Consider the following 7,886-nt stretch of genomic DNA (forward strand, 5'->3'; position numbering starts at 1 on the left):
GGCGCCCGGCTAAACCGGACTGTTCCTCGGCAGGTGCAAGCCCCTCCCCCTTGGAACAGTCGTTCTTCTTGCTAAACCGAATACCACCGCCTGAAAGGCATAGAGCATGACCTCTCCGCAACACGCTGACCTCGCACTCGATTACAGGGATGAGGCGCCGGCGGCTATTGCCGGCCCCGCTGCAGTCGAGTACCAAGTGCCGGGCCTCGACGCAGATGTCGAGGTGCTGATCGACCATTGGGGCATCCCTCATATCTACGCCGACACTCGACTCGACGCTTACGTGGCCCAAGGCTTTCAAGTGGCTCGCGACCGGCTGTTCCAGATCGACCTCTGGCGCCGCCGCGGTCTTGGGCTGCTGGCCGAGGCGTTCGGCCCGCGCTATGTCGAGCAGGACCGGGCGACCCGGCTCTTCCTCTACAGGGGTGACATGCGCGCAGAGTGGCTGGCCTACAACACCGAGACCAAAGACATCATCACTGCCTTCACTGCCGGCATCAACGCCTTCGTGGAGTGGGTACTGAAAGAACCAGACCTCCGTTTGCCTCCAGAGTTCGGCCAGCTAGGCTACCTTCCCGCTCTCTGGCAGCCTGAAGACGTAGTGCGCATCAGGACCCATGGGCTCGTCTACAACGTGGAGCAAGAGCTGACGCGCGCCCTGACGCTGCGGGACTTGGGGCAAGCCGCCGAGGAACTCAGAGCTGTGCGCGAACCATCCAACAGCCACGAAACGCCCCCAACAGACCTCTTCGACTTCCTGACAGAGGAGGTCCTGGACGTCTACCGTCTGGCCTTCGCTCCAGTCGATTTCGGCGCGGGCACCGCATCAGAAATTACAAGCCCCTCAGGATCCAACAACTGGGTCATAGCCCCCTCCCTGTCAGCGTCCGGGCGACCTGTCATGGCAAACGACCCGCACCGGGCCATGACCCTGCCCTCCCTCAGGTACATCGCCCACCTCGAGGCGCCGGGCATGAGCATCATCGGTGCAGGGGAACCCAACCTGCCCGGAATCTACATCGGGCACAACGGTCACGTAGCCTTCGGCCTCACGATCTGGCCAGTGGACCAAGAGGACCTGTACATCTACGAACTGCACCCGGAAAATGATCAGCTGTACCGTTACAAGGCCGGCTGGGAGCAGTTCGAGGTGATCCAGGAACCGGCCCCGGTTGCCGGAACGGATGATGCGGTCCACACCCTGGCATACACCCGGCACGGACCCGTCGTGCACATCGACACCACCAACCGCCGTGCGGTCGCCGTCAGGGCAGCCTGGCTGCAACCGGGCATGGCCCCATACTTGGGGAGCCTCGAGTATCAGTCCGCCAAGGACGCGACCGAACACGGCCGCGCCCTCCGGCGCTGGGGCGTCCCCGGCACCAACCAGATTTTCGCTACAAAAGACGGCGACATCGGCTGGCAGGCCAGCGCCATGATACCGCGCCGACCAAACTGGGACGGATCACTCCCCGTTCCAGGCGATGGCCGCTACGAATGGGACGGCTTCGCTTCCGTCGAGGAACTTCCCTCGGTGCTAAACCCCGACAGCGGCTGGTTCTGCAGCGCCAACGAGAACAACATCCCCGACGGCTACGACAGCACCGCGCTTCCAACAACCACGGACTGGTACTCCAACGCCCGCTACGACCGGCTCGCGGCATGGTTCAAAAGCGGAGCGCCACTCGACGTCGCCTCCAGCCTCCAGATGCAAAACAATGCTGACAACACACACGGGCGCCTCCTGCTCGACCGGTTCTCAACCATCCCATCACCAACCAACGCCGCGGAGTGGACGGAACTTCAGGCCTGGGACGGGACCGAGACCGTCGACTCCCGCGCTGCGCTGCTATTCCAGGTATGGCAGCGAAGGCACCTCCGGCCGTGGCTGGTCGATCATTGCCTTGACCGGCTGGGAATCACAGCGTCAGCTGCGGAGAAAGCCAGGCACAGGCTGTTGCGCACAGACACTCTCTTTTCAGACCTCCGCCCCGACCTGCGCATGCTGGACATGTTCGACACCGACAAGGGCACTGACCTGGCACTGCTGCACGAAGCTGTGAACTCGACCCTGGCCACAGCAATCGCCGAGATCGAAGAGCTCCTCGGCCCTGACCGGGAACTTTGGACATGGGGGGCACTCCACCAAACGAGGCTCCGACACCCCGTTCTCTCCCGAAACCCCACGGTGCCCCGGGAATGGGGACACCTTCCAGCCGTACCACGGGCGGGCAGCGGCGACACGGTCGGGCTGACCGGCTACGATGCTGAATTCAACGCCGTCATGGGAAGCAGCTTCCGCATCGCTGTCGACGTCGGTCAATGGGACGAAAGCAGGGTCGTAAATTCTCCGGGACAATCAGGCGATCCCCGGTCTCCACACTACGCAGACCTGCTTCCGCTCTGGGCAACAGGAGACTCCTTTCCGCTGCTCTACAGCCGCGCCGCCGTCGAATCCGCAGTGTCCCAGCGCATCACGCTCCGCGCAGGAACGGCAACACAATGACCAGAATGCAACACCGTATTGCGCTGATTCCAGGAGACGGCATCGGCAAAGAAGTCACCCCGGCCGCAACCGCCATTCTCGACAAGGTGGGACAACGGCATGGAATCTCCTTCGCCTACGACGAACTGGATTGGTCCTGTGAGAGATATGTTCACACCGGTGCAATGATGCCCGAGGATGGCATCGAGCAGATCCGGTCCCACGACGCGATCCTCCTCGGAGCTGTCGGGTGGGGCAATGTACCGGACCACGTCTCACTATGGGGGCTGCTGATCCCCATCCGCCGTGCCTTCGCCCAATACGTCAATCTACGACCGATCGCTGTCATGGAAGGCGTACCAAGCCCGCTAGCTGCGGCGCACCCCGGCACCACAGAGGGCGGGGTTGATCTGGTGATCGTCCGCGAGAATGCCGAGGGCGAATACTCGCAAATCGGCGGCAGGATGAACGACGGGCTTGCCTCGGAAATGGCGGTGCAACAATCGGTCTTCACCCGTGCCGGAGTCTCCAGGATCGCCGACTACGCTTTAACTCTCGCGTCGGCCCGCCGGAACCGTGTCACCTCAGCGACAAAATCCAACGGAATTATTCACACCATGCCCTTTTGGGACGACATCGTAGCTGAACGTGCCCAAGAGCATCCCGGCGTGGAACTTCGAAGCGAACATATCGACGCCCTTGCCGCGAAGCTTGTCCTACAGCCTGCCGAGTTCGATGTAATCGTCGCATCGAACCTCTTCGGTGACATCCTCTCGGACCTCGCGGCCGCCGTAGCCGGCTCAATCGGCATTGCCCCCTCAGGGAATATCAATCCCGAGAGGGAACACCCCTCAATGTTCGAACCAGTACACGGCTCGGCCCCGGACATCGCCGGAAAGGGTGTGGCCAACCCGGTCGGTGCCATCTGGTCCGCCGCCATGATGCTTGATCACCTCGGACATCCTGAAGCTTCCGCAGAAGTCATGGACGCGGTACGCAACCAGCTCGCTGAAGGCATAGTGCTTACCCGGGACATGGGCGGTACTGCAGGAACCGCGGAATTCATACGGAGCCTTCTTGCAAAGCTGAACTGACCTTTCCTACCCACGCCCTGATTCGTCTTTCCAGACGGCCAGGTCACGACGCCCGTCTCTTGACGCAGGGCCACACAAACAGCCCACGGTGCCTGCCACAGACGCGGCGCAACGCCTCCTGAGGACGCTGCCGACAAGACCCGCGAAGCTAAAGACGCTTTCGCGGGTCTTGTCGGTGGCGGGCTGGGCGGTGTCCCGCTGCCAGGTCATTAGGTGGGTGCGGCTTGGGCGTTTCCTTGGAAAAGCCGGTAATACCGTGGCAGGCAAAGCGGGCTGCTGCCAGAGCTTGTTTGTCTCCTGGCACCGTCATTCGCAGTCGGGCTAATCAGCCGCCCAGACTTCGTAGCCTTCAGAGCGCTCAAACATGGTTCGGGGCATGATCCCTTCACCGAGAATCCACAGTATTTCCCCATCGTCGGTTACCGTATCGACGACCCCGGCCCGGAAAAGTTGACCACTCTTGTATATCTCCACGGACTCGCCCTGGACAGCGGTCCAGTCATGTTGGATGTCATGCTTCACGGTGCTCAATCTTTCTTGCTTATGTGCCCCTGCGGTACCGGGCCGCCGGTCTTCTGAACCGCCAGCGAATCCGCTGAAGACGCGGTAGCAGCACGGACAGTCCTCGGTGCTGCGACCGGGGACTGGGGACTGCTAACTCTGCCCTGCCACTTGTGTCACGAGCTGTGAAGAAGTGTCGACGGAGGAAATTTGGGCTGTTATCTGCTCAGTAACCTCATCGATTGCCACGTTTCCGTCGACTGTCAGTAGAACGCCGCGGGCACGGTACAGGTCGATGAGCTGTTCGGTTTGTTGGTGGTAGAGATCCAGCCGGTGTCGGATCACAGTCTCCGTATCGTCGCTACGGCGTGTTGTTTTTGCGCGCTCGAGCAGACGCGTCACAAGGTCTGCGTCATCGACGGTCAGCAGGAGCGCAGCGTCCAAAGTCAGGTTGTTGAATGACAGCATGTCATCGAGTTCTGCCACCTGCGTGGTGGTGCGAGGATATCCGTCGAGTAGGAATCCATCGAGGGCGTCGGGTTGTCTCAATCGCTGGCGCACCATCTGGTTGGTGAGATCATCGGGGACAAGGTCTCCCTTATCTATGTAGTTTTTGCAGTTCACTCCAAGTGGAGTCAGCTGGGCAATGTTCTGCCGGAATATGTCCCCGGTGGAGATGGCCGGAATCCCAAGCTGCTGAGAAATACGTTCAGCTTGCGTGCCTTTTCCTGAGCCGGGAGGCCCAACAATTATCATTCTCATGGTTGCGAAACCCTTCGTTAGACCGGCATGAGGTGGCTGGAGCTGTTGGACTTCCCGTGGCGTGAATGCATTTGCCCGAGCCGCCGCTAATACTTATGAGGCCCCACGTGGTGATGAATCTTCCCCGCTAATATGCGGGGACGGACACCTCTATCGCTGCGATACAAAATTGGGTTGCGATTCGTGTGCCTGGTGTCCTGCATGTTCCTCTTGCATCGCTGGTGGCGTTTGAGACCTGTGGAGGCTTGCCGCGATCTGCTGCATGATCGTGGGGTCGGAGAGGGTGGTGGCGTCGCCCGGATCGCGCCCTTCCGCGACGTCCTTGAGCAGGCGGCGCATGATCTTGCCGGAGCGCGTCTTGGGCAGTTCAGGTACCACCAGGATGGCCTTCGGCTTCGCGATGGGCCCGATTTCCTTGCCCACGTGGTTGCGGAGTTCCTGGACAATGTCGTCACCGGAATCCACTGCGTCCCCGCGGAGGATGACGAACGCGACGACGGCCTGGCCTGTGGTTTCGTCCGCGGCACCAACAACAGCCGCCTCTGCAACGGCGGGGTGGGAGACCAGGGCGGACTCGATCTCAGTGGTGGAGAGCCGGTGCCCGGAGACGTTCATGACGTCATCCACCCGGCCCAGGAGCCAGACGTCCCCGTCCTCGTCCTTCTTCGCACCGTCACCGGCGAAGTACATGGTCTCGAACCGGGACCAGTAGGTGTCCTTGAAGCGTTCCGGGTCGCCCCAGATGCCGCGGAGCATGGCCGGCCAGGGCTCGCGAATCACTAGGAAGCCGCCGTGTCCGTTGGGCACGGATTCGCCCATCTCGTCGACGACGTCCACGGCGATGCCCGGCAGCGGGACCTGGGCCGAGCCCGGCTTGGTGGCGGTAACCCCGGGGAGCGGTGCGATCATCTGCGCGCCGGTCTCGGTCTGCCACCACGTGTCCACGATGGGGGTCTTGTCCCCGCCGATGACCTTCCGGTACCACATCCAGGCCTCGGGGTTGATGGATTCGCCCACAGAGCCAAGGACCCGAAGGGAGGACAGATCGTACTTGTCCGGGATCTCCCTGCCCCACTTCATGAACGTCCGGATCGCGGTGGGAGCGGTGTACAGGATGGAGACCTTGTACTTCTCCACGATTTCCCACCAGCGGCCCTGGTGCGGGGAGTCCGGCGTGCCCTCATACATCACCTGGGTGGCGCCGTTGATGAGCGGCGCATAGGCGACGTAGGAGTGGCCGGTGACCCATCCGACGTCGGCCGTGCACCAGTAGACGTCCGTCTCAGGGTGCAGGTCGAACACTGCCCGGTGGGTGTAGGCAGTCTGGGTGAGGTACCCGCCGGTGGTGTGGAGGATGCCCTTGGGCTTGCCGGTGGTGCCGGAGGTGTAAAGGATGAACAGGGGGTGCTCGGAATCGTGGCCCACGGCGGTGTGCTCGGCCGAGGCGGCCTCGACGGTGTCTGCCCACCAGTGGTCGCGGCCTTCGTGCCAGTCCACGTCCTGTCCGTTGCGCTTGACCACCACGACGTTCTGTACGGTGTGGCCCTCCTTGGCCAAGGCGTCATCGACGGCGGGCTTCAGGGCGCTCGGCTTGCCGCGCCGGTACGTGCCGTCCGCGGTGACTACCAGCTTGGCCTCGGCGTCATCGATCCGGGAACGCAGCGCGTCGGCGGAGAAGCCGCCAAACACCACCGAGTGCACGGCTCCGATCCGGGCGCAGGCCAGCAGGGTGATGACGGCCTCGGGGATCATCGGCAGGTACACCGCAACCCTGTCGCCCTTGGCAACTCCAAGGGATTCGAAGGCGTTGGCCGCCTTCTTCACTTCCTCCGTCAGCTGGGCGTATGTATACGTGCTGGTGTCCCCGGGCTCACCCTCGAAATGGATGGCCACCCGGTCGCCCAGGCCGTTCTCCACGTGCCGGTCCAGCGCGTTGTACGCAGCGTTGACCTCACCGCCCACGAACCACTTCGCGAACGGCGGGTTGGACCAGTCCAGCGCCTCATCGAAGTCCTTGCTCCAGGTGAGCAGCTCGCGGGCCTTCTTAGCCCAGAAAGCCGGCCGGTCGGCGTCGGCCTCGGTGTAGGCTTCAGCGCCTACCACTGCGTTGGCCGCGAATTTTTCTGATGGTGGGAAGCTGAGTTCCCTCCCGGAGCTGTTGATGGGAGGTGATTCCACGTTGCTTGGCATGTCTCTCCTTGGGTGTTCAGGTGATAGGAGGTAGGGCTGAAATCAGGTCTTACAGGCTTGTGGCGGCGAACATCAGTGACATTGTCAGTGCAGCGCCTGCCTCATAGGACCGTTCAAGAATGGTCTGCCGGTGCCAAGAGACCGGGTTCAAGCCGGGTGCTTTCTTTGCCAGCATCTTGGCCACGAGGCGGACCATGGGCAGAAGCCATGCGAGGACTGCCCCAGCAAAGAGAATGGCCAGGACCTGCGTGGCTGCATGGGTCCACAGCGGGCTGACGTCGGGGATTGAGGGAACATTCGTGGTCAGCGCGTGGCCATGATGGGGAGCAGGGTGAGCAGGCATGGTTGTGCGTTCGGCCTGGCCTGCGGAATGAGGAAGTGCGAGCATAAAGACCATTGAGGCGAGCATGGCTGCGTGGTACAGACAGCTTAGGCGCCCGGGACGGCTGTGGCATACAAGAGCGAACTCGTGCCGCGAAACGGCCTGCAGGAAGAACCAAAAGGAGGCTGTGCCGAACAGCAACAGCTGAGGCAGCAGCGGCAACCGTACGTCGTGCCAGACCATTCCGAGCATCCCTAGAGCCATGAGGGTATGCAACACATAGTTCAGCCGGGTGACCCATGAGTTGCCCCGGAATGCCTTGGCAAGGCAAAAAGCTGTGCCGGCTACGAGGATTAGGCTGACCGGAATATTAAGGAAAGGCGCCAGCACGGGAGTCTCCTTCTTTGGCACGGCAAATGAGGCAAGTTGGGGTGTTTGTAGACAGAACCAAGGACAGCGAAGTGGGGGGGGGGGGGGGGGGGGGCGGCCGGGCCCCGGCCCGGGACGCGCGGGGGGGGGGGGGTGGGGGCGG

At 62.3% G+C, this 7,886-nt stretch carries 6 protein-coding genes; 2 read left to right on the forward strand and 4 right to left on the reverse strand.

The window, feature by feature from the left end; genetic code table 11:
- Positions 1–106: 106 nt before the first annotated feature.
- Together ACWRN3_RS19320 and ACWRN3_RS19325 are read left to right on the forward strand one after the other, a co-directional pair.
- Entirely contained in the window at positions 107–2,506 is a 2,400-nt protein-coding gene (locus ACWRN3_RS19320; RefSeq protein ID WP_207597755.1) for a penicillin acylase family protein, read from the forward strand.
- Positions 2,507–2,511: 5 nt separating this feature from the next.
- Entirely contained in the window at positions 2,512–3,579 is a 1,068-nt protein-coding gene (locus ACWRN3_RS19325; protein WP_476741646.1) for a tartrate dehydrogenase, read from the forward strand.
- Positions 3,580–3,900: 321 nt separating this feature from the next.
- Here ACWRN3_RS19325 and ACWRN3_RS19330 read toward each other — a convergent pair whose 3' ends face one another.
- The 4 genes from ACWRN3_RS19330 to ACWRN3_RS19345 all read right to left on the reverse strand — a co-directional run bounded on the left by ACWRN3_RS19330 (position 3,901) and on the right by ACWRN3_RS19345 (position 7,744).
- Positions 3,901–4,101: a hypothetical protein gene (locus ACWRN3_RS19330; protein ID WP_207597757.1), complete on the reverse strand. Its 201-nt coding sequence runs from the start codon at positions 4,099–4,101 to the stop codon at positions 3,901–3,903.
- A gap of 132 nt (positions 4,102–4,233) precedes the next feature.
- On the reverse strand, positions 4,234–4,836 hold the full coding sequence (locus tag ACWRN3_RS19335; protein WP_207597807.1) for an adenylate kinase: 603 nt from the start codon (positions 4,834–4,836) through the stop codon (positions 4,234–4,236).
- Between the two features lie 156 nt (positions 4,837–4,992).
- A complete protein-coding gene (gene acs, locus ACWRN3_RS19340; protein WP_242703283.1) occupies positions 4,993–7,032 on the reverse strand; it encodes an acetate--CoA ligase in 2,040 nt (679 codons plus the stop codon).
- A gap of 49 nt (positions 7,033–7,081) precedes the next feature.
- Complete coding sequence (locus ACWRN3_RS19345) at positions 7,082–7,744, reverse strand: DUF5134 domain-containing protein (protein ID WP_207597758.1); 663 nt, start codon at positions 7,742–7,744, stop codon at positions 7,082–7,084.
- Positions 7,745–7,886: the final 142 nt, after the last annotated feature.

This window comes from Pseudarthrobacter sp. rb (genome assembly GCF_056389225.1).

Excerpts from the sequence above, each read along its gene's own strand:
- ACWRN3_RS19320 (WP_207597755.1), top strand. The coding sequence starts at position 107 with ATGACCTCTCCGCAACACGCTGACCTCGCACTCGATTACAGGGATGAG.
- ACWRN3_RS19325 (WP_476741646.1), top strand. The coding sequence starts at position 2,512 with ATGCAACACCGTATTGCGCTGATTCCAGGAGACGGCATCGGCAAAGAA.
- ACWRN3_RS19335 (WP_207597807.1), bottom strand. The coding sequence starts at position 4,836 with ATGATAATTGTTGGGCCTCCCGGCTCAGGAAAAGGCACGCAAGCTGAA.
- acs (WP_242703283.1), bottom strand. The coding sequence starts at position 7,032 with ATGCCAAGCAACGTGGAATCACCTCCCATCAACAGCTCCGGGAGGGAA.